Raw genomic sequence first — 24,485 nt, forward strand, 5'->3', positions numbered from 1 at the left:
TCGCCCAGTGCTCATTTCCTCAGACCGGGGTTCTCGACGCCGTTTCTGGGCACGTCGCCGGGTGTCTCGGCGCGACGTGCCCGAGAGTAAGGCGCGGCGGCGGGGGCTGCGGTACGTGCGGCTGCGCTCGGTGCAGCCGATGCGGTCTGGGTTGATCCGGGCCGCACCGAGGCAGGTTGCGGCACCCCAGGGGCCGCTGCAGGGGTGGGAGGAGCCGGCGCCGCAACCGGAGCCTGAGGCGCTGGGACCGGCGGTGCCGTCTGCCTGGGCAGGCTGGCGTCGGCGGAGTAGTTGTACGAGTAGCTGTACATGTCGCCCTTCTTCGAAGGCGTCAATGACAGCACCACACCCAGAACGTGCGCCCCGATGGTTTCGAGATTGCCGATGGCCCTGGACAATTCGTTGCTCTTGGTGTGCCCGTAGCGGGTGACCAGAAGAGCGCCGTCGCTGTGGGTGGTGAGAACGGCCGAGTCGGTGACCGGCAGCAGCGGTGCACCGTCGACGATCACGTAATCGAACTTGGAGCGCAGCTCGACCATCAGTGCGCGAGAGGCTTCCGAGCCCAACAGCTCGGACGGGTTGGGCGGCAGCGGGCCGGACGCCAGAGCCTGCAGACCCTCGTACCTGGTCGGTTGCAGCACCTCGTCCACCTTGGCCTGTCCGGCGAGAACAGTGCTGAGGCCGACGGATCCGATGAGACCCAGGTACTTCGAGATGCGGGGGCGACGCAGATCGCCCTCGACGAGAACGACGTGGTGTCCGGCCTCGGCGAGCGCGACGGCCAGGTTCACCGCAGTGGTCGTCTTGCCCTCGCTCGGAATTGCACTGGTGACGACGATGACGCGAGGAGGATGATCGACTTCGAGGAATTGAAGGTTGGTGCGGAGCTCACGGAAAGCCTCGGCACTGGACGACTGGGCGAGATCCTGGAAGTCGACAGCCGGATGCGTCTTGCGCTCCTTGTCGAACGGGATGGTGCCCACCAACGCCTTGCCGGAGATCGACTCGATCTCTCGACGGTCCTTGATGGTGTTGTCCAGACGATCACGCAATACGGCAAGTGCGATACCGAGCAACAGGCCCACGGCGGCACCGAGGGCGAGGTTGCGCTTGGTGTTCGGGCTGACCGGTGATGCGGACGCATCGGCCTGCTGGAAGGTCTTGACGCCCGCCGACGGGGTTCCGCCGTCTTCCGGGGTCTCCAGGTCGCGTACCTGTGACGTCAGCTCCGAGGCCATCGCGTTGGCGATATCGCGAGCAGTCGCAGGCGACGGGTCGGTGACGGTGATGTCGAACAGAACGGTGTCGGGAGTCGACGACGCTTTGACCTTCGCGGCCAACTGCGATGGCGTCAGTCCGAGGGGAAGGACGTCGAGCACTCGGGCCGCGAGTGCCTCGCTGGTCACCAACTCCGAGTAGGACGCCACTCGCTGCTGCGAGAACAGGTTGCCCTGGTACGTCTCACTCACCGAAGTTCCACCGGAGGTGGAGACGAACATCCGTGCGCTCGACTCGTAGAGCGGCGTCGTCAACAGGGACGCGCCCAACGCACCCAGGATGGCGACGATCACGGTGACGGCGATGATGATCCACCTCGCCTTCAGGATTCTCAGATAATCCTGTATCTCCATGCTTTCGCGCTCCTCGTTCGTTCGTACAACTCGCAACGTGTCACTGCGTGGCTCAATCGTTACATAGGTAATTCATTTCCGTGCACCGGATGAGAAGCCGCGTCTCTCCCCACAATTCATTCGTTTGATTCACGAGCACAATCAAGTAAATGTCCCGTTGTGAGGATTCATCGGGTCTACGGAACCCGATTTCGGACTCCCGACGTGCCGACCGTCCCCCGCTGGCAGCGCTGCCAGAACCCTCTGCGGTGCGACGATAAGCAGTAATCGGGCGCCCGCGAAACTCGAGGTGATCCTCGCCACTCTCGACCGACGCTTTCGGTCTTTCTCCGAGTCGCGCAGAAATAACCGGACCGTCGAACTGTTGCGTCGGGCAGAATCTACCGTCATGGCCGGTTTGCGCGGTGCGTCGCGAGATGTGTGGTGGAAGGTCAGTGGTGCGATAGCAGTCGTCGCTGCGCTTGCCTTCGTCGCTGTTGCGCTGTTCGTGAACTCCACGCGCGAGGCAGTTCCGGACACCGATTCTGTCGCTGCCTTCACTCCGGCAACCCCGCAGCCGCCGGTCACCACCACCAGCGCTTCGCCGACCACCGAAGCTGCGGCGCCGCGCCTTGTCGCCGCGTTCGTCGGAGATTCGTACACACAGGGTGTCGGAGCACAACCGTCGAGCGAACGGTGGACGTCCCTGCTGGCGACGGCGATGAACTGGGACGAACGCAACTTCGGCGTGGCAGGCACGGGCTATCTCGCCACGGCAGGCGCGGAGGTGTGCGGACTGGATACGTGCCCCAATTATCAGACGACGGCGGTCGACGCCGTGGCGACGAATCCGTCGATCGTTGTGGTCTCGGGTGGCCAGAACGACGTGGCCGCCTACGCCGAGGATCCGACAGCGGTACAGGCCGCCATTGCGACGACGTACATCGAGATTCGCAATGCCCTGCCGAACGCGCGCATCATCGCCGTCGGTCCGTCGACAACGGGCGAAGCCACCGATACGGTTCTCGGCCTGGATCGCGACGTCCGCGATACGGCAGAAGTGTTTGGTGCGCAATATGTTTCACTGCTCGATCCACCGGTGGTCGATCCCGCGACCGTGCTCCCGGACGGTGAGAACGTGGACAACCTGGGCCACAGCGCGATAAGCCGGCGAGTGCAGACGGCACTGGGGTGAGAACCGCTACTTCAGGGCCTGTTCGACGGCGTCGGCGATGGCAGCGTGTCCCCGGTCGTCGACGTGCACTCCGTCGGGATCGAGCATGTCCTCGTCGATGACGTCCGGGTCGGTCAGTGACACGAACTCTCCGCCGACTGCGTTCACCGCGTCGCGCACCACCCCCTCGTAGGCGGTGACGAACGGCGGAACCTCGCCCGCCGAAGAAGGTCCGACGGCGATGATGCGTGCGGTGGGGAGCCCGGTACGAAGTGTGCCCATGGTGTCGTAGATCGCGTTGACGGTCTCGGTCGGGTCGCGAACGAACTCGGTGAAGTCGTTGGTGCCGCCGGCCACCACGACGATCGGCGGCTTCAAGGTCACGGCGTATCCGGCCATCTCCTGGAAGCTGCCGCATCGCTCGGCTCCACAGTCCGGTGCCGCGAGTGCGTATCCGGTGGAACCGATTCCGATGTTCAGCTCGGTCCACAGCTTGTCGGCCGCGACGATCGATGTCCATCGATGGCCGAGATCGCTCGCACCCGCGCCGGATACGTACGAGTCTCCGATGAAGACGGCGGTCGGTCCCCCGTTGGACGATGGAACGAACGGCGCGGCGGAGACGTCGGATGATCCGGGCTCGGTGCGCGTCGCGTCGTACCGCAGGCCGAGCACCACGACGCCGGCCACGACGACGATCACCATCAGGATCAGCAGCGCCGCTCTACCGCGAGACATGCTGCACCGCCTCTCGATATTGCTCGTCGAGCATCTTTGCGACGGTGTCGGTACCGAACTCGGTGCGCGCCGCCACCCGGCCTCGCCTGCCCATCTCGGCGCGTAGGTTCGCATCGCCCAGAAGCAATCTCACAGCGTCGACGAGCGGCTGCAGCTCACCGCCTGGAACCACGATTCCGCAGCCGATGCGGGTGATGTCCGGTGCGAGACCGCAGCTGTCGGTGACCACGACCGGCAGCCCGACCGCCATGGCCTCGAGCACCGACATCGGGTAGGGCTCGTCGACGGAGGGCAGCACATAGATCGTGGCCGCTCGCATACGTTCGGCCGTCTTCTCGGGGGCGCACGGCCCCTCCCATCGAATCCGGGGGCCGGTCCGCTGCGCGATGGAGTGTGCCATTCCCGCGTCCGGGCCGACCATCGCACAGGTCACCGAATCGTTCTCGCGGACCAGAATGTCCGCCATATCCACGAAAAGATCTGGCCGCTTCCGCGGATGGAGGCGCGCCAGAAACAACACTTCCGGATCGGTGTTCGGCATCGTCTCCGGCAACGCGGGAACGCCGTTGATCACATTCACCAGGTTCATCCCCGTGCCCGCCACCTCGACCAAATCGGCTCGTTCTCGCTCGGTGAGGTACAAGACTGCGGCCGATCGGCGCAGGACCGATCGTGTGGCCACAGCATCGAGCGGGCGGGCGAGCAGTTTGTCGCTCGCATCGATCATTCCGTGGGTTTGCACCACCGACGGGACGCCGCGCAGTCGACACAGACCGACAGCGGGGAGTGTCACCAGATCACGGGCCAGGTGGACGTGGGCGACGTCGAACGTCCTCGCGCGCTCGGCCAACCACCGCAGCATGCCGGGAGCGGCGAGGCCTGCAAATCCACTGTGCGGAATCACCGTTCGCGGTCGGAACAACCGGATGTCGACGGCACCTGCGGTGGGCGGAGGTCCGTTGCCTGCCGCGGCGACGGTCACCTCGTGGCCCAGATCGGCGAGCGCGTCGGCCTGGTTGAGCGCAACCCGTGCGGGCCCGCCGTAGGCACCGTCCTCGGATATCAGCGTCACCACGTGCAGGATGCGCATCACGCCACTCACTCCGGACGGCGGGCGGCGGGTGCCAGCACCGTCGCGCCCTCGGCTACATCGGCGGTCACCAGTGCCGTTGCTCCGATCGTTGCGTCGTCACCGATGCTGACCCCGCGCAGAACGGTCGCCCGCGCCGCAATCCACGCTCGGTCGCCCACGACGATGGGTGCGTTGTCGAACTCGAATGTCGCCGAGCGCCGGTCGTGGCTGCCAGTGCACAGCAGCACGGCCTGAGAAATACAGGTGTTCGTTCCGATCGTCACCGGTTCCAGGTTGAGAATCCAGGCGTCCTCACCGATCCACGAGTGATCGCCGACGGTGAGCTTCCACGGCCAGTGGATGCGGACGCGGTGCCTGATCGACACTCCGTCGCCGATCCGTGCACCGAACATCCGGAGTACCTGCAGCCGAATCGAATTGGGACACCACCACGGCGAGACCAGCAGGCTCGACGCGAGCATCCACAGCACCTGGATGTGGAACGGTCTGCCTTTGTCGTATCCCGCTCCGGTGAAGCCGGCGAGCGATCGGCCGATCACGTGCGTTTCCTGAGCGGCTGCGCCAGCGGCGCAGCCATGACGGTGCCCGGCGGAACATCCTTCACCACAACCGCATTGGCCCCGATCGTGACACCGTCTCCGAGCACGATCGGACCGGTGACGACGGCTCCGGCCGCCACCATGACGTCGTCTCCGATGGTGGGTCGACCCTTCGGTGAGTAGCCGACGGACGCGTGCTGGTTGACCCAGAAATTTCGGCCGATCGAGGTTGCCGAGACCATGATTCCGTTGCCGTGGTGCAGGAAGATTCCGGGGCCGATGGAATCCGACTCGAGCAGAATGGTCCGGTCCGGTCGGTAGATCTTCTTCAGAGCGATCCGCACCGGCAGGGGGCTCTGCCGCAGTCTGAAGTGGACAACGTTCCGAAATTCGTGCAGCGCACCCGCGAGGTAGGCGAACCGCGAGTATTCGTCCAAGGGGACCAGAGCATCGTTGCCGATGCATTCGATCCACCTCGCGACGTCTGCTCGCACGAGGTCTTCGTTCCCCGATGTGAGCACACCCCACCACAGCGGCCGCGCCCAGATTCGAGCCAAGCGAATCAAAAAGGATTTCTTCGCGGTGTACGGCGGCATGGGTGCAAATCTAAGGTCGCGCAGCCGTGGTGTCCACCCGTCATACTGCATCGTATGGCCGTGCGACGCAGATGGGTTCCGCTGGCATGTGCGCTGCTTCTCGCATCGTCGTGCTCGACAAGCGTTGAGCCCGAACGAAGTCCGGAAACGAGCCCGCCTCCCGTTTCGGAGTGGGATTCGGTGCACGTCGCCAGCAATGTCGCCAGCATCGGGATGCCCGGTTCCGACGCCCGACGCGATATCGACTCCGTCGCCGATGCCGGCTTCGAGGGAATCAGGTTGCTGGTCAAGTGGTCCGACATCGAAGGCGTCGAGGGAATCCTCGATTGGAGTCGGGTGGACAGGGAAATGGCGTGGGCCGCCGAGCGCAATCTCGCAGTGCTCGGAGTAGTCACCTGGGCACCCACGTGGGCGGTGCCGGCCGACTACGCTCTCGTCACACATCCCGCGCCTGCCTCTGCCGAACGGTTCGCCCAATTCGTTTCTGCCGCAGCGTCTCGCTATCGCGACCAGGTCGGTGCCTGGGAGATCTGGAACGAGCCGAACGTCGCAGCCAGCTACGGTCCGAGTGCGAATCCCGTCCAGTACTGCGATGTTCTGTCGGCGAGCTCCGCGGCAATTCGCGACGCCGCGCCCGGCGCACTGGTGATCACTGGACCCACCTCTCCCGCAGTCGATTCCAGCAACGATCTGTCGCCCGCGACATTCGTCGAGGCCCTGTACCGGTGCGCAGGAGCCGAGACGTTCGATGCCGTGGCGATGCATCCCTACAGCAGCCCGCAGCTGTTGAGCGAACCCACCGAACCGTGGTCCTCGGCCCACGAGATCGCGAAGGTCCGCGCCGTCATGGAGAGCCACGGAGACGCCGGCAAGCGAATCTGGTTCACCGAGTTCGGCGCACCCACAACGAATTCGGGCGTCGACGAGCAACGGCAGGCCGACATTCTGGTCGACGGCATCACCACGCTGACACAGCTACCGTATGCGGGTCCGGTGTTCGTCTTCGACTTCCGTGACTCGATGACGGGCAGCGCTGTGCCCGACTACAACTACGGTCTGGTGCGATCGGACTACACCCCCAAACCTGCACTCGACGCGGTTCGAGCCTTCGTGGGATGAGCGCTCGCCAGCGTGTGTACCCATTCCTCGAACCTGTCCAGGGCGACGTCCCGAGACATGTGGTGTCGCAGATACCGATTACCGGACTCGACCAACTGCGCCGATCTGTCGGGGTCCGTCGCCAATTCGATCACTCCCTCCAGTAACGCTGCCGGGTTCGCGGGGTCCACCCGCACGCCTGCACCTGCCGATCGCACCTCCTGGTCGGTGACACTGCCCGCTGCAGTGGCGGCGAGGACGGGGCTGCCGCTGCCGAAGTAGGCCGTGAGCTTGCTGGGGACAGCCATTTCGGACACCTCGGGCCGCTCGTTGACCAGCAGCACGTCCGCTGCGTCGAGGGCAGCTCTGAATTCTTTCTCCGGCAGGGATCGTACGAATCTCAGGCTGGAGATGCCGGTACCCAGTTCCTCGAGTATCTGCCGCTGATTGCCGTCGCCCATCAGGACGAACTGCACCGGGCCGCCACGTCGGTCCGACTCTCGCGCTGCCTCGACCACGTTCTCCAGTCCCTGCTTGAGGCCCATGTTGCCGGCATGCAGTGCGATCACCGCCTCTCGTGACCACCCCAGCAGGTCACGCGCGTGGTCGCGGCTCATCGATGCCTGATGCGGCATGTGCGTCCAGTTCGGGATGACGGTGAGCTTGCTCTCCGGTACCCGTAGTGCGGTGTGGGCATGCTCGGCGAAACGACGGTGGATCACCGCGACTCCGTCGGCCGCACGCAGAATGCCGGATTCGAGATTCGTTGTCGCACCGGCACTCGACCCGTGCATCGTGCCCGTCTCGATGACTCCGCGACTGTAGAGATCTTGCACCCACACCCCCAGCGCGGGCCGGAAGGGTTGCGCTTTGAGGCGAGCCATCACCAGGCCGGTGGACACCAGCGCAGGCGATACGCACACCACCACGTTCGAGGACGGGATCCGGCTGCGCGCCACCCTGGTACCGAAGGACAGTTCCAGGTGCGCGCGTTGGGTGACGGTCATGCTGCCCGGAACGTAGTGGCGGTGCCGGGTGACGTGCACACCGTCCACCATCTCCTCGATGGTCGGGCCTGCGTAACGCGGATCGGGAGCCCATTGCGGGTAGTGCGGGAAGCCGGTGACGACGTGGACGTCGTACCCACGCTGCGACAGGCCCTCCGCGACATCGGCGGTGTAGGGCGCGATCCCGGTGACTTCGGGTTTGTAGTTGAGTCCGATCAGAGTGATCCGCATCAGCGTCTCCGTTTCCGTACTTCGAATTCCGACCGCCTCTTGTCCCACAGCTCGTCGGTCGTACAGATCCGGCGAGCAGGATTGCCTGCCACCACATCTCCCGGTGCGATCGACTGCGTCACCACGGACCCGGCTCCGATGATCGCGTCATCGCCGACCACGACACCGGGCATGATGACCGTTCCCAACCCGACGAATGCTCGTGCGCCGATCGATACCGGGGCACGGCGGTACAACTCTTCGTCGGGGGGAAGTTCTCCGCGCGCCTCCGCCACTCTGTCGAGGGAGAAGTCGTGGGTGAGTATCTTGACGGCATCCGAGACGACGCAGCGGTCGCCGAAGGTGATCGACCCGGGGCCGGAGTTGTCGAGGAACACCGAGGACGAGATCCACAACGGCCTGCCCTCGATCGCCACGCCCGAACGCTCGAGCAGTCTCACCACCACGCTCATGTAGGCGTTCTGGTCGATCCTGTTGAGGCTGCGCAACAGTGGCAGGAACTTCGAGACGTCGATCATGGGATCCTCGCTGCGGTGCTGAGTTCGATGCGCGCAGGTGGGGAGGATGGGTCGGCACCGCGCTGCCGTACCAACCGCGGAACCCACGCCATGTCCGGGATGAACTGGCACAACACCACCGCCCCCGCGGTGACGAGTACGACCCCCGCGGCCCCGGTGGTCGGAGCCACCGCAATCGCCGCGGCGGTGGTGACCGCCGCCATGGCGGCGAGGCACCCCGCCTGCCACCGCGCCTCGGTCGGCTTGGTCAGCAGCATCCCCGACGGCAGATGCAGGCATTGGGCGACGAGCAGAACCGCGAACGCTCCGGCGAGTACCGACGGGATGTCGATGGTGTTGCCCGAGAGCACATCCGCAAGCCACGGACTCAGGAGCACCAGCGGGACCGCCGCGACCAGCGCGACCAGACCGAAGCCCAGCGTCGACATCAACCAGAGGCTGACGGTCTGTTCGGCTGCCGATCGGCGTTTGACGAATATCGGCCAGAAGGCCAGCGCCGCGGTGGAGAACACCGACCAGCACAGACCGTACAACTGTGCCATCAACGCGTATCGGCTCAGGTCGAGGGGAGTGGACAGATGCGAGAGCACGATTCGCTGGACTTGGAGGCCGAAAGGTATCCCGACGCTGACGACGAACAACCACAGCGACCCCTCGAGCAGCCCCTTGGTCGGTATCGGCAGCGCCGCTCTCCGGAACACCGACGTCCCGAGACCCGAAACTCTCAGCGCCAGAATCGTTCCCATGAGGTTTCCGAGCAAAGCACCGATGAGTGGCGGCAGGACGTACCAGATCCCGCGAACGCCACCGGCATACATTCCGACGGTGACCAGTAGCGCGAACAGCGAATTGCTCACCATCACAACGACGATCAGTTGTGCGCGGTCCACTCCGATCAGGATGCGCAGTCCCAGTCCCGCCGGAATCGTCACACCGAACAGGGCCACGGCGATCGTGATGACGAGCCTGTCCTCGGGGCCGGTGGTGGTTCCGATGAGTGCGCCCCAGCCGTCGAACATCATCACCGCGACGGCCACCCCGGCCACGACAATGCTCACACGAGCCAGAATTCGGTACGCGCGGCGGATCACCGCGAGCGCGTAGGCTTCGTTGATGGGGTCCCGTGATCGTGCGGTCGCACTCGTCACCACGGCTCCGATGCCGAGATCGGCGAAAGGCAGCAGAAGCCCCACGGTGGCAACGAGCGCGACGACGCCGTACGCCGACGGTCCGGTGGCGCGAATGACGAGTCCGGCGCTGACGAGCCCGGCGACGGCCACGACGGGCGTCCCGATGATGCGGAACAGGGTACTGAGAACGACGGCTCTGCGTTCGACGGTGTCGAGCCCCGTACCGGGGACGCCGTCGTCATCGTCGTCCATCTCGCTCGGTCTGCGGTGACGTCCGCCCATCATCGATCACCCCCGTGCGTTCGACGCGAGAGGACCGTGCGCGCAGTGTGTTTGGATCGCGCGGTGTATTCGACGATGCGGGATGCCACGGTGGTCAGGCCCCGGCGTCCCCACGGGTGATAGCCGGTGACGTTCAAGGATCGTCGTATGTCGGCGAAGTGTTCGCGTTGTGGGCGAACGCTGCCGGCTCCCCCGGCGTCGAAGTCGCACAGGACGGCGTCGATGACGACGGGTTGTTCGCGTTGCGCCGCCTCCAGCATGTACAGGTGATCGGCTGCGAGGCCGAAGCCGACGTCGTAGTGTCCGAGGTCTCGCACGAGGTCCATCCCGAACAGGGCGGCCTGGTGCGGAATCGGCCGAATACCGAGGGCGAACGGTCGCATCTCGAAGGGGCTGTAGCCCCATTCCAGACCTTCGCGGAGCGGGTCGCCGACGATGCGGACTCGGCCGTAACCCCATCGGTGTCTCACGGTTCCCGCCGCACTCAGCGCCGCCATGCCGATCGCGGCGGAGTCCCGGGCTGCGAAGCAGTCGCCGGAATGCATCAGCCACACCACATCTCCGGTGGCGCGGTCGATGCCCTGATTCATGGCGTCGTAGCGTCCGGCGTCGGGCTCGGACTGCCAGTACGACGGGTTCGCACGCTCGAGCAGTTGCTCGACGGATGGGCCCGAACCGCCGTCGATGACGATGTGCTCGAGCGGCGCGTACGTCTGTTCGGCGACGCTCTCCAGCGTGCGAGTAAGCCCGGCCAGGTCGCGGTAGCTGATGGTGATCACGCTCAGGGTGGCGTCAGTGGGCATGGGCCCTCACTTGCCGGATTGCAGTTCTGCCGAACTTCGCCGCGGCGTAGACCATCGCGGGCAGTCCGGGCCTGCCTTCGGAGAAGCCGCTGGCCACCGATTTGCGGATTCCGCCGAGCGATTGTGCCGACGCCGCCGCGGTGACGGCGCTGAACAAAAAGTAGTCGCCTCGAACACGCGCCGTCGCGCCGCGAAGGTGCTCACGACCCCATTCGATGTACTTCTCGGACACGTCCGCCGACTGTCGAGACACGGAGTTCTCGCTGACGTTGTAGATCGAGAAGCATTCGGGCACATGCTTGATGATCAAGTCCGGCACCGTGCGTTGGAGTTCCATCAGCCAGCCCGGTTCGTCGTGGATGGACTCCGGCGCGTAATTGAGCGGAACCTGGAATGCGAGCTCTCGCGGGAAGCACAGCGTGCTGCTCTGCAGCATCGCGTCGCCGAGGGTGAAACGCCGGAGGGTGAACAGGTAGTCGGCGACGGACTGATGCTCACCGATCAGCGTTCTGGGCCATATCTTTTCGCGATGTCCCGGCTCTCGTACCGCGCACTTGCAGGTGACCACCCAGCGTTCACTGTCCGCACCGGACACTTCGGCGAGTTGACGTTCGAGCTTGTACGGGTGCCACAGATCGTCGTCGTCGAGCAGGGCGATGATGTCGCCCGTCGCGTGTTGGATTCCGCATTGACGCGCGTTGGCTCCGCCGGATCCCGGCCCGGTTCGCACGACGCGAATTCTGTCGTCGTCGGGGAGGGCCAAGTGTTCGGTCGTATCGGCCACCACGACGATCTCGAACACATCGATCGATTGGGCCAGGGCGCTGTCGACGGCACCGGCGAGGCTCGGTCTGCCGATCGTCGGGATGACCACGCTGACGGTCGCGTGAGGGTTCATCGCTTCTCCTCGTGCAGACTACGACTCCGGGGTGTTCGGTTGTCTCGCAGCAGACGCATCAGCAGGTGTGTGTCTTGGGTGGAGTTGTTGTGGCGACCGTTGGAATGCACTGCGACGCAGCAGCATGCGAGGCAGGCGAACACGGCGGGGAGGTTGTAGGACCAGGGCGAGAAGATCAGGTCCCAGATGGTCTGCATGCCCAGGTACATCATCAGTGGCGTCCACGGCCCGGCAGAGTCGGCCACGAAGATCAGTCGATAGCAGGCCCACAGCAGCCAGATCGGCAGCAGGACCGCGAATACCCCTGCTTCGGCCCACGATCCGAGCAGCACCGAGTGGAGGGAGATCGATCCATCGCTGAGCTTCCACGCGTACTCGAAGGGGAACGATCTCTCGAAGCCCAAGGACATGGCGACGTGCTGAGCGTCGACGTAGGCCGCCCGCGAGATGTTGTCGGAGTTGCCCCACCCCAGTAACGGTTGCTGCACGATCGCGGTGAGGGACAGTGGCGGTTCGGTACGTCCCGCCAGCAACATCGGCACCGAACCGTTCGATTGCATGAGCACCTTCTCGCGCAGCGATCCGCCGAGTAGGCCCTCACGCGCCGCGTACTCCAGTGCCCAGGTGAACCCCACTGCGAAGACACCCAATGTCACCACCCGGGTGGTGAGAGACAGAGTGCCGCGGCGGTACTTCGAGAGCACGAGCAGCAGTGCCACCGCGCAGCAGATCACGGCGTGGGACCGGAAGTTGAGCACGAGGCTCAACGCTCCCAGTGCCAACAGCGCGATCACGACCGCCGACGTGCCGATCCGGGATGTGGCCAGGAAGTAGAGCACCGTGATGGTGGCGGCCGGAGCCACCCCGTATTTCCAGAGGTCGACGACGCCACCGGTCGCGGTGAGGAACGTGCCGATCACGACGTAGAAGAAGACCGAACCGAACGCGATGCCGAGCAGCACCGTGGCGATGCGCTCGACGTCGCGAGCGAGCACCGTGATTCCACAGAAATACAGTGCGAACGACGCGAACGCGAAAACATCGGGCGAGAGGTAGCTGGTGTCGTTCACCCATGCCGAGGCCACGTAGGCGACTGTTCCCACAGCCGCCAGCACCAACGGGGTGTCGTTTCGGCTTCGGGTGCCGGGCAGAAAATACGCCAGCCCGATGGCGACGCACACCACCGAGAAGCCGGTGACCGTGAAATTCATCAGTGGCAGTGCGGAGGTCGCCCCCAGCACGAACAACCAGGCCCGTTCGGGAAAGCGAAGTGTTGCTTCCCGCCGAGTTGCTCTCCGGGTTCGGGGTGTCCGTACCGGTGCGACGCGACCGACGCGCTTGGGCACCGGCAGTTCCCGTAGGAAGTCGGCCTCGGGAAACACCGTCGCATGTAACCGGTCGGGACGAGTTCGGTAGTGGGCCAGACTCATCGGCACATACCCCATCCCATTCCCCCCGAAATGCCATTTGAGCTGTATTTCGGCAGCCTAGCGTGAGAATTAATCACATGCAGGACAAATCGAATCAGAGGCGGAGTTCTGAATTGCATTCACAATCGAATTCCCGATTGAAGCTTTGTTTTTCAGAGGTCCATCGATAAAAAATCCGACAAAACCGGTCGGCCTACACGAAGCCGGTACGGAAAGCGTCACACACCCTGTTTCAGAGTTCGTCGGTGCTCAAATCGGTTGGTAGGCAGCGCTTGCGAATCGCCGGGACGCCCGCATAAAAACCGTTCGGTTCGCAATCCGCCGCAACCACACTGCCCGATGCGATGACGCACCCGTCGCCGATGCGGACACCGGGCAGGACCGTCACCCGTGCGCCGATCCAGCAGCCGGCGCCGATGGTGATCGGCGAATCGACCGGTCTACCTGCGCGATCGGACTCACCACCGATCTCGTGCCCACACGTGACGAACATCGACTCGTATCCGATTCGAGTGTCCCTGCCGATGGTCACGGTCGACCCGAGATCGAAGAAGCAGCGATAGTTCACGAATACACGCTCACCCATCGTCAACCCTCGCCACGAACCGAGAAACACCCCGGCGTTCATCAGCGCGGAGGGGTGGATGTCGTGACCGCTTCTGCGTAGCAACGTGGTTCGAACCTTTCGGGGAACTGCACCACTCGCGACGAGCCGGTTGAGGACGACGTCCCGGAATACTTGGCCGAGCTCCCCGAGAAGGATCTTCCGGTGCAACGTCATGGCAACAGACTAACTCTGCCATCGACGTAGCAGGAGCCCGGAAAACCGTGCAGTCTGCGTGATCGGTAAATGACCCGAATTCCGGCTTTCTATTCGACTCGAAGCAGGTAAAGAACATCCAGTTCGTTTCACCCATTCGGTCGAACGAAACGCGTCGTCACGTTCGACCGCAGCGGGGGGCTGCTGGCCGTCGTCGATCACCTCTTCGGTTGACCGCAAAGTGGTTTCATCGGTGTCGACGTGTTCTTCGTCGTCTCCGGCTTTCTGATCACCGGTCTACTGCTGCGTGAGTACGACACGACGCAGACGATCTCGTTCGCGGGGTTCTACCGCCGACGGATCAGGCGCATCGTGCCCATTGCCACTCTGGTGCTCGTGATGACCTGCGTCGCTGGAGAATTGGTGTATTCGTCGTCCCGTACAGCCTCGATCGGCACGGACGCGGTCTGGGCGTTCTTCTTGGCATCGAATTGGCGGTTCGCACTGGAAGGGACCGACTACTTCAGCGCGGACGCGGCCATCTCGCCTCTGCAGCACTACTGGTCACTGTCGGTGGAGGAACAGTTCTACTTCGTGTGGCCGGCACTGATGCTCTCCATCGGAGTACTGGTGACGCGGCGATCCTGGCACGGCAACGTCAAGCGCATCCTCTCGGCGACGGTGATGGGCGTGATCGTCGCGGCATCGTTCGTGTGGGCGTTGCACGACACCGCGACGGACCCGGCCTGGGCCTACTTCTCCACGTTCGCGCGGGTGTGGGAGCTGGGGGTGGGCGCACTGCTCGCCATCGGAGCAGGTTGGGTTGCACGGCTGCCTCGCGCTGCTCGGGCACCCTTGGCGTGGTCGGGTCTCGCAGCGATAGGTATCGGTGCATTCGCCATCAGCGAGTCCGGCTCGTTCCCCGCTCCTTCCGCCGCGATCCCGGTGCTGGGCGCAGCGATGGTGATCGCGGCCGGCACGGGCGGAGCCACTCCCTACCTCGCTCCGTTGACGAACAAGGCGAGTGTGTACGTCGGAGACATCTCGTATTCGCTGTATCTGTGGCATTGGCCGATCATCGTGATCCTCGGATCGATCATGGATGTCGACGCCTACTACTACGTGACCGTGCTGGCCATGACGTTCGGACTCTCGGTGGCGTCGTATCACTTCGTGGAGAACCCTGTTCGGCGGTCCAACTTCCTCGAACCGAGGGCGGTGCGCGCCGAGGCTCGGAGGAAACGCCGCAATCAGATCGGCCGCAAGTCTCGGCGCCGTCCGTGCGGTACGCGGCACTCGGTGCGTTGACTCTGGTGACCATCGCCGTGGCCTCGTTCTCACTCAAACCACTCGACCCGCCTGCAACCCCACCGGCAAGAGCTATGGCCGACGCCGCTCTTGCTCCGGACGACATCGCGGTGCCCCTCGGCCCTGCGCAATCTGCCTTGGCGACCGAGATCGACGCCGCGGTGAATGCAGTCGAGTGGCCGGCGCTGACACCCACGATGGACGAGGCCATCAGTGGGGCTCAAGCTCCGGGTGGCATTGCCGAATGCGGGTTGGTCGACCGGCCGGGCCCGGAGCAGTGCACGTGGGGCGCTGCCGACGCACCCAAGACCATCATGATTCTCGGCGATTCGATGGCGATGAGCTTCGTTCAACCGATCAAGAACTCCGCCGAGGCCAGCGGTGGCGTATGGAAGGCCCGCTCGGAGGCGATGTTCGGTTGCACGTTCGTCGACATGGACGTGAACACCCGAGATGCGGACACGTCCGCGGCGTGCCCCGCACGCAAGGCGGCCGCGATTGACGCGGTGAACGAGGTGAGGCCGGACGTCGTGGTCATCACCAATCTGCACACCGACATCGCAGCGGAGCTCTGGATCCCTGGGGTGAAGCGGCTCACCGATCAGTTCGCAGCGAACGCGGGAAAGATCCTGATCCTCTCCGCTCCCCCGAACGACAAGAAGCCGGTGGACTGCTACACGCGCACCAGCACGCCTGCCGACTGTCTGAGCAGAGTGACCGATACGTGGAAGGCGCGATCACGGGCAGATCGCAACCTGGCCTACCGTGTGGGAGGAACCTACGTCGACACCCGCAGCCTGTTCTGTACTCCTGACAACTACTGCCCCAGTTTTGTCGGCACCACCCCGACGAAGTCCGACTCTGCGCATATGACAATCGAATACGGAGCGAAGGTGTCGTCCGCGTTTGCGGAAATGCTGGATGCGAACGGGGTCTGAGCCGGGTCGGCGAGTCTGCCTTGCACGAGTGGATAACTACTGCCGTATGCGATCGACGTTCTCCCGATACCAGCGGACTGTCGACGCTATGCCCTCACGAAGCGAGATTGCAGGTTTCCAACCGGACTTCTTCAGCGTCGACACATCGAGCAGTTTCCGAGGCGTGCCGTCAGGCTTGGATGTGTCCCAGTCGATTCGACCCGAGTAGCCGACTTCGTCGGCGACCATCTCAGCAACCTCTTTGATCGTCTGATCCTCACCTGTTCCGACATTGACCTGACTCGGACCGTCGTAGTGGTCCAGCAGATGCAGGCACGCGGAGGCCATGTCGTCCACGTGAAGAAACTCTCGCTTGGGAGAACCGCTGCCCCAGTTGGTGACTGCAGCTGTCCCCGCCTTTGCCGCTTCGTCGTAGCGGCGTATGAGTGCGGGTAGAACGTGCGAGCTTTGCGGTGAAAAATTGTCTCCAGGTCCGTACAGGTTTGTCGGCATTGCGGATATCCAGGGCAGTCCGTACTGCTTGCGCACCGACTGAATCTGAAGAATTCCTGCGATCTTGGCGATTGCGTAGGCATCGTTGGTCGGCTCGAGAGGACCGGTGAGGAGGTATTCCTCCTTGATCGGTTGCGCTGCATGCTTGGGGTAGATGCAGGACGAGCCGAGGAAGAGAACACGTTCGACACCGAACTGTAGCGCTGCGTCGAGTACGTTGACCTGCACTTGCAGGTTCGAGGAGATGAAGTCGACGGGATAGGTGCTGTTCGCCAGGATTCCGCCCACTTTGGCCGCAGCGAGTACGAGGTTGGTTGGCTTGTTCTGCTCGATGTAGTCGAACACCGCAGTGCGGTCACGAAGGTCCAGATCGGTCGAGGTCTCTCCGATCAGGTTGGTGAAGCCGTGGCTGTCGAGGTGTCGCCAGACGGCCGAGCCCACCAGTCCTTTGTGGCCCGCGACGTAGAACGTTGCATCACGATCGATTGTTCTGGATCTCTGCGTCGACTCCAGTGTACTCATGGCCAGTCCTTCATCACCGGTGTGTCGATCCAGGGCTGTCCTTCGTGGGCGAGTGCCTCACAATCCGCATCGACCATGATGCGCGCGAGTTCGGGAGCGTGCACCGATGCCTTCCACCCGAGTTCTTCCTCTGCTTTGCTGGCGTCTCCGACCAGCGCGTCCACCTCGGTCGGTCGGAGATAGCGATCGTCGAATTCCACGTACTGCCGCCAATCGAGACCCGCATGCTCGAATGCCACTGTCAGGAAGTCCTTCACCGTGTAGCTACCGCCGGTAGCGAGCACGTAGTCCTGAGGCCGATCGGCTTGCAGCATCCGCCACATCCCTTCCACGTATTCGGGTGCGTACCCCCAGTCTCGGATGGCATCGAGGTTGCCCATGTAAAGATGGCTCTCGACGCCGGCCTTGATTCGCGCAACCGCCCGTGTGATCTTGCGAGTGACGAATGTTTCACCACGACGGGGTGATTCGTGGTTGAACAGGATCCCGTTGACTGCGAAGAGTCCATAGGCCTCGCGATAGTTCCGAGTCACCCAATAGGAGTAGACCTTCGCCGCTCCGTACGGCGAGCGCGGATAGAACAGCGTGTCTTCGTTCTGCGGCGGTGGACTGGCACCGAACATCTCGGAGCTCGATGCTTGATAGAAGCGGCACTTCACTCCAGCCAGCCTTACTGCTTCGAGGAGTCGTATGGATCCGATTCCTGTTGTGTCGCCGGTATGTTCGGGCTCGTCGAAGCTGACCCGAACGTGTGACTGCGCAGCGAGGTTGTACACCTCGTCGGGCCGAATATCGGCCATGAGCATCAACATTCGCGTGCCATCGCTAAGGTCGCCGTAGTGAAGGAACAACTTTGCTGCAGACACGTGCGGGTCCACGTACAGATGCTCGATGCGCAAGGTGTTGAAAGTCGACGCGCGGCGGATCAAGCCGTGTACTTCGTAACCCTTGGACAACAGGAGCTCCGCCAAATAGGAGCCATCCTGACCGGTAATTCCCGTGATGAAGGCCTTTTTCATACCTGCTCCGTTCAGGCACACCATGCATGCTGGGGTCAGCGTACAAGTGGACCGTCATCGGTGCAGGAGAACCGCACACTGGGAATCACCCTGTGCAACAGTATTTTACGGACTCAATCGGGCTAAGCGCCCGCCGTTCTCAGCCAATCCAGGCTTTCGACTGTTCGGAAAGCTACTTCTCCGCGACCGTTCGGTTTAGAGGCTTCCAGGCTCGCGCAAGACCGGCAGGTCTCCGCGTTCGAGTGCTTCGGCGAGGGTGGGGGCGGCTGTGTCCTTGTCGGAGAGTTCGTAGGTAAGAGGCGATCCGTCGCGTGCGGTGGTGGGCCAGTCGATGGCGCGCAACCGATCGGCGAATCCCACCGGGCCTGCGCCCCGGACCATAACCACAGGTGCAGGTCGCGATCTCGGCGTAGTGGTTCCAGGGCAGCGATGAGACCGACGCCGCGTGTACCTTCTGTCATGGCCAAGCTATGCGTCAGAGGACCTTTCGTTTGCGTTGACGCTGTCCACTCAGGAGGCCGAATTCAGTGAACGCTGTCAACTGATCGATTCGGTGGCGCTCGCCACCGACGCGTGGATCCTTCTGTCCGACGCGCTCGAGGCAGTCGTGCCCGCCAGTGAAATGGGTGTCGATGACACGATTTTCACGGCCCTTGCAGCGTTGTCCGATTTAGGTCGCGCTCGACCCACATCTATCGATTGATGTTCGCTGGGCCAGCGGCGTCACCGGCGTCGGGGTCTGCGATCTCGGCTGCAGAGCGGGCACAGGACGCCTTCGTCGACTTGTTGAGCCGGGTCTCCGACGAATCACGAGCGCGACCGATTGCCGGGGTGTTGTTGGCCGTTGCACACGGGCTCACCGAACTCGATGTCGGTGGTCACCTGCCACCAGACAAATGGAGTGCCGACCGCGCCCACCTCACGCGTTGACTGGCCACCATGATCCCCCACGACGGTGAGCTTCGCGACAGCCGCGCCCGCGCTTAGCCCTTCACCACCCGCCCTACCGATGGACTTCCTGTCACCGAGATCTGGGATGCTCGCCGGCGGTGCAATCGGCGCAAATAAACCCTTGGTCGATCGTGGTGGACACGATCGCCTACTACGTATACCCCGGACCGGGGTTTGCGATGCCATTCTTGCGGCGGACGAGCCGCGGCGCGGGAACTGGCGGTGCCGACCTCCAGCTGGCCAATCTACTAGCGCCAGGTTCACGTCTATGCAGGTGAACGGCATCACGAGATTCTCCATCCAGACCGGCACCCAGCTCGGCATAGATCACCATCGAGTCCGGTAAACCGCAGAAGGTGACGTTGGAGCCCACGGTTACCATTGACGTGCCGCAGCGCTGATCGCACAGCAAGTCGCATGTTCAATCTCGTCGGCCAAGCAAACGGGCCGTCGAGAGTGGCCATTAATGTCATACAATCGAATGAACTCTCCAGCTACGACAGGCCATGAAACGGTCGACGAAAGCGCACCGATAATTCGTGTTTTGGGCGTATAGCGGGACCTGTCGGAGTGCGGGCAAACCAGGCAGTACGGCATGATGCTTTGCATGGCCTTAAACACGGGAAGACGCGAGATCAGCGGCAAGACGAAGGCATTTAGCGGAGCGGGCCTCGCCGTGGTTGCCGCCGCTGCCGTCGCGGGCGGACTTTGGTTTGACAGCGCACGATTTACAGACGTGCCGTTAGATGGCACCTCGCAACTCGACAGCCCTCGCGATACCGCCGCACCCGGTGTGCTCGAAGTACCGCGACCCGCAAACAACGCCCCGATGTTCGTCACGTTCCTCGGCGACTCCATCACCAACAGTTGGGGCGCAACCACCTTCTGGCAGGGTTATAGGCCGCAATTAACCAACGAGTGGGCACAGAATGGGCGTATCGACCCCGTCGTAACCGCTGTCTCAGGAGCCACATTGAACGAGGTCGCGCAGGTAGCCAACATCCCCGCAAAGTCCAATCTGGTCGTAATCGAACTCGGCACTACAGACAACGGCGACGTGAAGACTCCGCCTGCTGTCTTTCGCGAACAGTACAACGCCCTGATCGAACGCGTCCGGACGACCGCACCTGACGCCGCGATTGTCTGCCTTGGAACCTGGCGATCACAGAAGGACGGCCTCGAACTCGATTCGATCATCGCGGACGAGTGCGGCATCGAGAACGCCAAGTACCTCACCCTCCGCGACCTTTACAGCGACACGACCAACCGCGGCCCCGAGGGAAGACCGATCTACCTCGGTGGCGGCGTCGGGGACAGCTTCCACCCCAATGACTCCGGTTACGCAGCGATCAAGCAGCGCATTGCCGACTACGTCCAGATTGTCGACGTGTCCGACACTCACAACTAGGCCAGCGCGACACCGGCCTGCTGAACCTACTCGCATGTTCGCCCACCGTTGTTCGCGGTACCACACAGGTTGGGGAATTCAGGCGAGCGTCAGTGGGCATGCCGTCGTAAGCAGGATGCCAGAAAGTCTTGCGGCCTTGTTTAAGAGCTTAAGGCATCAAAATTTTGGCTCGAAAGCGAACTTAGCTCCTCGCGGATCCTGTCTGGTATTTTCTGAAATCCGCTTAATTCCAAGGCACGAAACGCAGATTTTATCTCCACCGAGCAACCTGCGCCAGGTTCAATGCATAGTTCCGGCGAAACAAGCATGTCGTACAAACCAGCGACTTTACCCTGCGAAGACATCGTCACTGGGTACACTCCCGCGTTTATCGCCAGCACGGCTAAGTGCATCCGGCCAGTAAGCACAAAGGTCGAACTTAAAAGTATCGCAAATATCTCGGAAGGAGACAGCAACTCCTCCACGAGCTTACAGTCAAAACCCTGAATAGAACCGGCCAAATCTGCCAAACAGGCCAAATCATCATTTCCCGCTCGCCGCACATGCGGAACCAAAATAAGCGACCACACTTTCGGATCCAGCTCCGATATAAACTTTTGATATTCAGACAGTTGATTGTATCTACCAGCGAGAAGAGCACTGGCATTCACTACAGCGACCCTCTTGCCTTTCGCGCACTCCCCAATCACCCATTCGGAATACGGAGACTGCTGCGCCATGCCCTGGCGGCTGAAGACAATATCAGCACCATTCGATACTGGTGTCACGTGGCTTGCCAAAAGCCTTTCGTGCGATACAGAATCGCGAGCGACCAGCCTTGCCGATTCCGCAGCTATTCGAGCGCAATACGTCGCACTCGCAGTCCCGTGCGAATTCCAACTAAACCCCAACACGCTGGCTTCAGAACCAACCTTCGCGGCCACAATCACACACGAAAAACGGGAGACAGATGCATACGGATTGTAGGCACCATCCATCACGTCTGCACCGATAAGCCAAGTATGGTCGCTGCGCTTCGCATAGTTGCAAAATTTAATGACATCAGCGAACCGGCTGATCGAATGTCCGTAAATCAGGTGTCGCATTTCGACTACATGCACTCGATTGACGTGGTTTTCTGGTATCGAAAAGTCACTCAAACTTCTAACTACAAGCGCAACAGCGCCCGCAGAATTATCCAACGCAGATTCTACCAGCGCCTGGTCGCCGATATTGCCAGCTCCCGGCGGCGCGACCAGCAGTAGCCCATACTTTCCAGTTTCCCTACTCGCAAATAGGAAAGAAACTCGAACGCACATTTGATCAGCCCAAAGAAGAATAAAAGCAAAAACTTGAGAACTGAAAGCATTCCGTACAGCTTTTCTCACGCTAAATTTCACGCCTAAGCCTCTCAATTACTCGCCTTTCGCGATTTTGGTAAGGTTTATTTTAACGAGGGTTGCGGAGGCGGCGACTCTGACAGAGTTACCCGCGCTCAGGCCAATCTGGGAGCCAGCTGCGCCGGCCAGCCAACTGCCAATACCAACCGACACCAGAGTGAAGGGCGCTATTGCTGCTTTAGCCAGGACAGACTGCCCGACTCTTCCGATAGCGCGAAGCACCAAACCTGAACCCACGCTCATTCCCATCAGGCATATAGCTCCTGCAGCGAGTGGAGCAAGCGATGCACCAGCTTCAGCAGACTCGCCCATCAAGAACTCCAACACTGAAGTGGGCGCAATCGCGATTGCAGCAACCGACGCAAGACCAAAGATCCCGACTCCCAACGCGTAAATCCAGGGTAGCCTACTTAGCGCTCGAAGATTTCCAGCCTTTTTTAACCGTGCCGACTCGGGGCCAAGAGCAAAACTTGCTCCCAAGGTGAAAACCATTAGAGGGGTAAGTAATATTTGCGCAGCCCTGAGCTCACCAGCTGCGCCATATCCGGCGAACAGGACAAGAATTAGAACTGACAATTGATTGATTCCGCTACTTACTGCAAAGTCCGCACAATACACTACTCCAATTTTGCGAGATGACCTAAGCCAAGCTAGCCCGGACGCCACCGATGGAGAAAATTTCAGAGCAACAAGACCTAACGTACAACTAAAGAGCGCCCCAATACCCCAAAACGCAATCAGCCTATTCAGCTCTCCTGAGCCAAAGACGACCATTAGTGGTATTTGAACTCCGATCCATACTAACTCTATCACGAAAGCCACCTTGCTGCGGCTCAAATCATTAAGCGCAAACCTAACGGAATCTTGTAGAAGGGCTACTGGAGTCATTGCGGCAAAAATCAGCATGGTCTTGGCATCTACCATGAGTGCCAGTCCAAGCGGTATAAATAGTCCCGATAGAATTATTGCCAAAAGTGCTGATGCGTTCAAAGCTGAGTTCTGGCGCGGTCCGGAAAGAAGCTTCGATACGGCAGCCTCCTTGAAGATCAGAGGTTCAGCAGTGAACCCTCGTTGGATGCCGATTCCGATACTAAAAATTGCGAGAAGTAGAGCAAAGACGCCCAATAAGGAAGTGTCTATCGACCGGGCTACAATCACCGAGAATGCAAGATTTGACCCGCTGGATGCCACTTGGGATCCTGCAGACCAGCCTATTCGCTGAAATGCGTTTAAACTGACCATAGCGGACTCAACCAGCAGAGGTTGTAGGAGCGATCTGAGGCCGTCGAGATTGGGCGCACAAAACACCAAGGAGCAGAAAGATTACTTGAGAGGAGCCAGCGTCGTTGAGGTAGGGGTGTATGAGCATCAATGGTACGAGGCCGATGACAAAGGCGAACAGGCCCGCAGCAGCAGCCCTGCTCACCTCAGCCTGAGTCCGCCATCTTTTCGGCGACAGTCTTAAAATCGTGGTAGCAATAAACACCAGGAAGGCCACGAGAGCGACTAGTCCTCCTGACAGAAGAACCAGGATATACATCGATTCTACGTATGAAAATGTCCTATCAGACGCAGTGATTGGACCAAAACCAAACCAAGGATTCTGGGCAATGAGAGGTAAGTAGTCACGTGTCCAAACACTTAGCCGAAACGCAACGGTCTGAGGAAGAAAGCCATATTCGCTCGTGGTTGACTCTTGCATCTGGAGCCGTCGTATTGCCAATTGCGACAACGGGGAAAACACCAAAACAACGTACGCGACAGCGGCCATCGCTAGGATCCATATGCGCTTATTGGAGGTCCAAAGAAATATTGCCGAAATTCCCAATCCAAGGAATATCATTCCAAAAGTCAGGCTTGAAAATAGCCCAGCCACAACGCACCCGACTACTATCGCGTTGACAATTGGCCTGCGGAATATTCTGACACCCTTTGAGTAACAAGCAATTAACAGTACGAGCACGATGCTCATGTAGCTTGCGTACGCATGCCAGGAGTTATATATTCCTACGCTGCGAGGGACTTTCCAATCAAGTGGATTCGCGATGAACACGTTTCCAGTCAGTCTGACTCCGATGTTCAGCGCAAAAGGGACTTGGAGGGCTTGCGCAACACCTAAAACACCCATTAAACCAGCCATGACGAACGAGTACTTAAGTATCAGCCTTATTACTTCAACTCGTGCGCCATATGCCGAACCGACGATGTAGAGCATTAAGAATACTGCAGGCCCGATCCCAGAGTCTAAGAACGATTGCAGGCCAAGTTCACTTCGTGATGTTACATGATATCCAACCACCAACATCGTCAGGGCGGCATAGCTGACGAGTGGCAGAAATGGCGCTCCACCGAGCCAAAGCCGCTTATTCTGCCTCAGAACGGCTAGAAGAAGAAGACCGACTATTAGTACCTCGGAAATTCTCAAACCCGGAACTAAAAGCCCTCGGCTGGTACCGGCGAGTACCGGAATCAATGCCAGTGCCAGAGCGACTAAATGGTTACTCAGGATTGAACGATGAACAGATGAGTAGCCTCTGTCGGCCTGCTCGTACCCGCTACGC

The 24,485-nt window shown here is 61.4% G+C and carries 25 protein-coding genes; 7 read left to right on the plus strand and 18 right to left on the minus strand.

Features of this window, described 5'->3' with window-relative positions; all coding sequences use genetic code 11:
• Positions 1–11: 11 nt before the first annotated feature.
• Positions 12–1,631 carry a polysaccharide biosynthesis tyrosine autokinase gene (locus CH274_RS10750; protein WP_094657418.1) on the minus strand — a complete coding sequence of 540 codons (1,620 nt, stop codon included), beginning with the start codon at positions 1,629–1,631 and terminating at the stop codon, positions 12–14.
• A 388-nt stretch (positions 1,632–2,019) separates the two neighbouring features.
• Here CH274_RS10750 and CH274_RS10755 point away from each other — a divergent pair, with 388 nt between their 5' ends.
• Positions 2,020–2,805 (plus strand): SGNH/GDSL hydrolase family protein, encoded by a 786-nt coding sequence (locus CH274_RS10755; protein WP_094657419.1) that lies wholly within the window; start codon positions 2,020–2,022, stop codon positions 2,803–2,805.
• Between the two features lie 6 nt (positions 2,806–2,811).
• Here the strand turns inward: CH274_RS10755 and CH274_RS10760 are convergent, their stop codons facing one another.
• Genes CH274_RS10760 through CH274_RS29485 form a run of 4 tightly spaced genes read right to left on the minus strand, consistent with a single transcriptional unit; the run spans position 2,812 to position 5,750 of the window.
• On the minus strand, positions 2,812–3,522 hold the full coding sequence (locus tag CH274_RS10760) for an SGNH/GDSL hydrolase family protein (RefSeq protein ID WP_094657420.1): 711 nt from the start codon (positions 3,520–3,522) through the stop codon (positions 2,812–2,814).
• Positions 3,509–4,612, minus strand: coding sequence for a glycosyltransferase (locus CH274_RS10765; protein ID WP_094657421.1), 1,104 nt, complete (start codon positions 4,610–4,612; stop codon positions 3,509–3,511). The genes CH274_RS10760 and CH274_RS10765 overlap by 14 nt, the downstream gene beginning before the upstream one ends.
• Positions 4,613–4,620: 8 nt before the next feature.
• Positions 4,621–5,151 (minus strand): DapH/DapD/GlmU-related protein, encoded by a 531-nt coding sequence (locus tag CH274_RS29480; protein WP_256993560.1) that lies wholly within the window; start codon positions 5,149–5,151, stop codon positions 4,621–4,623.
• Positions 5,151–5,750 carry a serine acetyltransferase gene (locus tag CH274_RS29485; protein WP_218829204.1) on the minus strand — a complete coding sequence of 200 codons (600 nt, stop codon included), beginning with the start codon at positions 5,748–5,750 and terminating at the stop codon, positions 5,151–5,153. The genes CH274_RS29480 and CH274_RS29485 overlap by 1 nt, the downstream gene beginning before the upstream one ends.
• 180 nt (positions 5,751–5,930) lie before the next feature.
• Between CH274_RS29485 and CH274_RS10775 the strand changes: the two genes are divergently transcribed.
• Entirely contained in the window at positions 5,931–6,869 is a 939-nt protein-coding gene (locus tag CH274_RS10775) for a cellulase family glycosylhydrolase (protein ID WP_094657422.1), read from the plus strand.
• On the opposite strand, the gene CH274_RS10780 is transcribed toward CH274_RS10775, so the two are convergent.
• The 7 genes from CH274_RS10780 to CH274_RS10810 form a co-directional block, all read right to left on the minus strand.
• On the minus strand, positions 6,821–8,086 hold the full coding sequence (locus CH274_RS10780) for a glycosyltransferase family 4 protein (RefSeq protein WP_094657423.1): 1,266 nt from the start codon (positions 8,084–8,086) through the stop codon (positions 6,821–6,823). The genes CH274_RS10775 and CH274_RS10780 overlap by 49 nt on opposite strands.
• Entirely contained in the window at positions 8,086–8,604 is a 519-nt protein-coding gene (locus CH274_RS10785; protein ID WP_032396197.1) for an acyltransferase, read from the minus strand. Before CH274_RS10785 ends, CH274_RS10780 begins: the two co-directional genes overlap by 1 nt.
• Positions 8,601–9,986: a lipopolysaccharide biosynthesis protein gene (locus tag CH274_RS10790; protein ID WP_256993542.1), complete on the minus strand. Its 1,386-nt coding sequence runs from the start codon at positions 9,984–9,986 to the stop codon at positions 8,601–8,603. Before CH274_RS10790 ends, CH274_RS10785 begins: the two co-directional genes overlap by 4 nt.
• A gap of 29 nt (positions 9,987–10,015) precedes the next feature.
• The gene (locus tag CH274_RS10795) at positions 10,016–10,819 is read right to left on the minus strand and encodes a glycosyltransferase (protein ID WP_094657425.1); all 804 of its coding nucleotides are present in this window, start codon (positions 10,817–10,819) and stop codon (positions 10,016–10,018) included.
• Positions 10,809–11,717, minus strand: a complete 909-nt coding sequence (locus CH274_RS10800; RefSeq protein ID WP_094657426.1) for a glycosyltransferase family 2 protein — start codon at positions 11,715–11,717, stop codon at positions 10,809–10,811. Before CH274_RS10800 ends, CH274_RS10795 begins: the two co-directional genes overlap by 11 nt.
• Positions 11,714–13,147, minus strand: a complete 1,434-nt coding sequence (locus CH274_RS10805) for a hypothetical protein (RefSeq protein ID WP_256993543.1) — start codon at positions 13,145–13,147, stop codon at positions 11,714–11,716. Before CH274_RS10805 ends, CH274_RS10800 begins: the two co-directional genes overlap by 4 nt.
• 232 nt (positions 13,148–13,379) lie before the next feature.
• Complete coding sequence (locus tag CH274_RS10810) at positions 13,380–13,928, minus strand: acyltransferase (protein ID WP_094657427.1); 549 nt, start codon at positions 13,926–13,928, stop codon at positions 13,380–13,382.
• A 240-nt stretch (positions 13,929–14,168) separates the two neighbouring features.
• Between CH274_RS10810 and CH274_RS10815 the strand changes: the two genes are divergently transcribed.
• Together CH274_RS10815 and CH274_RS10820 are read left to right on the plus strand one after the other, a co-directional pair.
• A complete protein-coding gene (locus tag CH274_RS10815; RefSeq protein WP_179275701.1) occupies positions 14,169–15,215 on the plus strand; it encodes an acyltransferase family protein in 1,047 nt (348 codons plus the stop codon).
• The gene (locus CH274_RS10820) at positions 15,188–16,153 is read left to right on the plus strand and encodes an SGNH hydrolase domain-containing protein (RefSeq protein ID WP_094657429.1); all 966 of its coding nucleotides are present in this window, start codon (positions 15,188–15,190) and stop codon (positions 16,151–16,153) included. The genes CH274_RS10815 and CH274_RS10820 overlap by 28 nt, the downstream gene beginning before the upstream one ends.
• A gap of 36 nt (positions 16,154–16,189) precedes the next feature.
• Here the strand turns inward: CH274_RS10820 and CH274_RS10825 are convergent, their stop codons facing one another.
• The 3 genes from CH274_RS10825 to CH274_RS10835 form a co-directional block, all read right to left on the minus strand.
• The gene (locus CH274_RS10825) at positions 16,190–17,167 is read right to left on the minus strand and encodes a GDP-L-fucose synthase family protein (protein ID WP_032396202.1); all 978 of its coding nucleotides are present in this window, start codon (positions 17,165–17,167) and stop codon (positions 16,190–16,192) included.
• Positions 17,164–18,186 carry a GDP-mannose 4,6-dehydratase gene (gene gmd / locus CH274_RS10830; protein WP_094630609.1) on the minus strand — a complete coding sequence of 341 codons (1,023 nt, stop codon included), beginning with the start codon at positions 18,184–18,186 and terminating at the stop codon, positions 17,164–17,166. The genes CH274_RS10825 and gmd overlap by 4 nt, the downstream gene beginning before the upstream one ends.
• Before the next feature lie 195 nt (positions 18,187–18,381).
• Positions 18,382–18,546 carry a hypothetical protein gene (locus CH274_RS10835; protein WP_373453922.1) on the minus strand — a complete coding sequence of 55 codons (165 nt, stop codon included), beginning with the start codon at positions 18,544–18,546 and terminating at the stop codon, positions 18,382–18,384.
• Positions 18,547–18,682: 136 nt separating this feature from the next.
• On the opposite strand from CH274_RS10835, the gene CH274_RS10840 reads away from it, so the two are divergent.
• From CH274_RS10840 to CH274_RS10850, 3 genes are all read left to right on the plus strand, one after another.
• Complete coding sequence (locus CH274_RS10840; protein ID WP_094657430.1) at positions 18,683–18,889, plus strand: hypothetical protein; 207 nt, start codon at positions 18,683–18,685, stop codon at positions 18,887–18,889.
• On the plus strand, positions 18,889–19,116 hold the full coding sequence (locus CH274_RS10845; protein WP_094657431.1) for a hypothetical protein: 228 nt from the start codon (positions 18,889–18,891) through the stop codon (positions 19,114–19,116). The genes CH274_RS10840 and CH274_RS10845 overlap by 1 nt, the downstream gene beginning before the upstream one ends.
• A gap of 616 nt (positions 19,117–19,732) precedes the next feature.
• Entirely contained in the window at positions 19,733–20,545 is an 813-nt protein-coding gene (locus CH274_RS10850) for an SGNH/GDSL hydrolase family protein (protein ID WP_094657432.1), read from the plus strand.
• Positions 20,546–20,685: 140 nt separating this feature from the next.
• On the opposite strand, the gene CH274_RS10855 is transcribed toward CH274_RS10850, so the two are convergent.
• The 3 genes from CH274_RS10855 to CH274_RS28880 are packed head-to-tail and all read right to left on the minus strand — an operon-like array spanning position 20,686 to position 24,349.
• Complete coding sequence (locus CH274_RS10855; RefSeq protein ID WP_143546546.1) at positions 20,686–21,924, minus strand: polysaccharide pyruvyl transferase family protein; 1,239 nt, start codon at positions 21,922–21,924, stop codon at positions 20,686–20,688.
• A 15-nt stretch (positions 21,925–21,939) separates the two neighbouring features.
• Positions 21,940–23,115 (minus strand): hypothetical protein, encoded by a 1,176-nt coding sequence (locus CH274_RS28875; protein WP_143546547.1) that lies wholly within the window; start codon positions 23,113–23,115, stop codon positions 21,940–21,942.
• Between the two features lie 58 nt (positions 23,116–23,173).
• Positions 23,174–24,349 (minus strand): O-antigen ligase family protein, encoded by a 1,176-nt coding sequence (locus CH274_RS28880; RefSeq protein WP_143546548.1) that lies wholly within the window; start codon positions 24,347–24,349, stop codon positions 23,174–23,176.
• Positions 24,350–24,485: the final 136 nt, after the last annotated feature.

The sequence above is a fragment of the Rhodococcus sp. 06-418-5 genome (assembly GCF_002258285.1).
Taxonomy (GTDB): Bacteria; Actinomycetota; Actinomycetes; order Mycobacteriales; family Mycobacteriaceae; genus Rhodococcoides.